Here is a 1,265-nt window from a genome sequence, read left to right on the forward strand (position 1 = left end):
CAGCCTCTAACGAAATGAGTGTTGGGGAACGGTAGGCTCGGTGGCCATGAGTCAGAGCGGTTCGCAAGCGGCGGCATTCTTCCGAGACGTCCGCCAGAGCAGCGTGGTGGCTTGTCCGGGATGACAACGGAAGCCCGACACACCTCTCTGCGGACGGCACGCGAAGTCTTCTTCTGGTCGACCTCACCCCGCGCCCAGAGGGCAGCAAGGATCTGGGGGCATGGACTCCGCGTTGAGTCCATGCGCCTGGACACCTGGTGTGATCACGTACTGCCCGACGCCGCCCGGGATGGGCTCAAGATTGGCATCAGCTGGAGCGGGGCGCGCCTGGTCGGCTGGAGCTTCACCCCCGACGAAGTTCTCAACCGGCTATCGGCGGGCCACACAATGACCTGAGTTGTCGGTGGGTGATCAGGCAGCAGGCGAGTTTGAGGAATGCTTCGTGGATGTCGGCTCGCCGTTCCCATCGGATGCGCAGGCGTCGAAAGCCGTGCAGCCAGGCAAAACTCCTCTCCACGACCCAGCGGTAGGTGCCCAGTCCGGTGCCGTGCAGGGTGCCGCGGCGGGCGATCGCGGGCACGATGCCGCGGACGCGGACCTGGTCGCGGTAGATGTCGTGGTCGTACCCGCGGTCGGCGAACAGCGAGTCCGGCTTCCGGCGAGGATGCCCGACCCGGCCGCGGACCGGCGGGATCGCGTCGAGCAGGGGCAGGAGCTGGGTGACGTCGTTGCGGTTGCCGCTGGTCAGCAGGACCGCGAGCGGGGTGCCGTGTCCGTCAGTGATCAAGTGATGCTTGGAGCCGGCTCGTCCCCGGTCGACCGGCGACGGGCCCGTGTGCTGCCCCCTTCTAGCGCCCTGACGTGCGAGGAGTCGACCACGCAGCGAGACCAGTCCAGACGTGCGACCGCGTTCAGTTCGGCCAGCAGGACCTCGTGCAACCGCTGCCAGACGCCGGCCTCGTTCCAGTCCCGCAGCCTGCGCCAGCACGTCATTCCCGACCCGAAGCCCAGGTCCCTGGGGAGGTACTCCCACTGGATCCCGGTGTACAGCACGTACAAGATCCCGCACAGCACCGCCCGGTCCGGCAACGGCTTGCGGCCTGGATACCGGAACCTGCGCTCACGCTGCGGCAGCAGCGGCTCCAGACGGTTCCACAGCTCATCCGACACGATCCACGGCGACGTCCCCACACCGGACCGAACGCTCAACTCCCGTCCCGGACACGGCAGCCAGGACTGATCCACCTCATTGTGTTAGCCGCTGT

2 protein-coding genes are annotated in these 1,265 nt (G+C 67.1%); one reads left to right on the forward strand and one right to left on the reverse strand.

Features of this window, described 5'->3' with window-relative positions:
- Positions 1–120 precede the first annotated feature (120 nt).
- Positions 121–396 carry a DUF2750 domain-containing protein gene (locus tag ACH4C6_RS36450; RefSeq protein WP_398112849.1) on the forward strand — a complete coding sequence of 92 codons (276 nt, stop codon included), beginning with the start codon at positions 121–123 and terminating at the stop codon, positions 394–396.
- On the opposite strand, the gene ACH4C6_RS36455 is transcribed toward ACH4C6_RS36450, so the two are convergent.
- Positions 362–1,230, reverse strand: a protein-coding gene (locus ACH4C6_RS36455; protein WP_398112850.1) for an IS5 family transposase whose coding sequence is annotated in 2 segments (ribosomal slippage) — positions 362–865 and positions 868–1,230 — 867 coding nt in all. Because the reading frame shifts where the segments join, the coding sequence is not laid out codon by codon here. The genes ACH4C6_RS36450 and ACH4C6_RS36455 overlap by 35 nt on opposite strands.
- Between the last annotated feature and the right edge of the window lie 35 nt (positions 1,231–1,265).

This window comes from Streptomyces sp. NPDC017943 (assembly GCF_044328425.1).
Classification (GTDB): Bacteria; Actinomycetota; Actinomycetes; order Streptomycetales; family Streptomycetaceae; genus Streptomyces; species Streptomyces djakartensis_A.

What these genes read in the sequence shown, in the direction of transcription:
- ACH4C6_RS36450 (WP_398112849.1), top strand. Translation starts at nt 121, where the DNA reads ATGACAACGGAAGCCCGACACACCTCTCTGCGGACGGCACGCGAAGTC.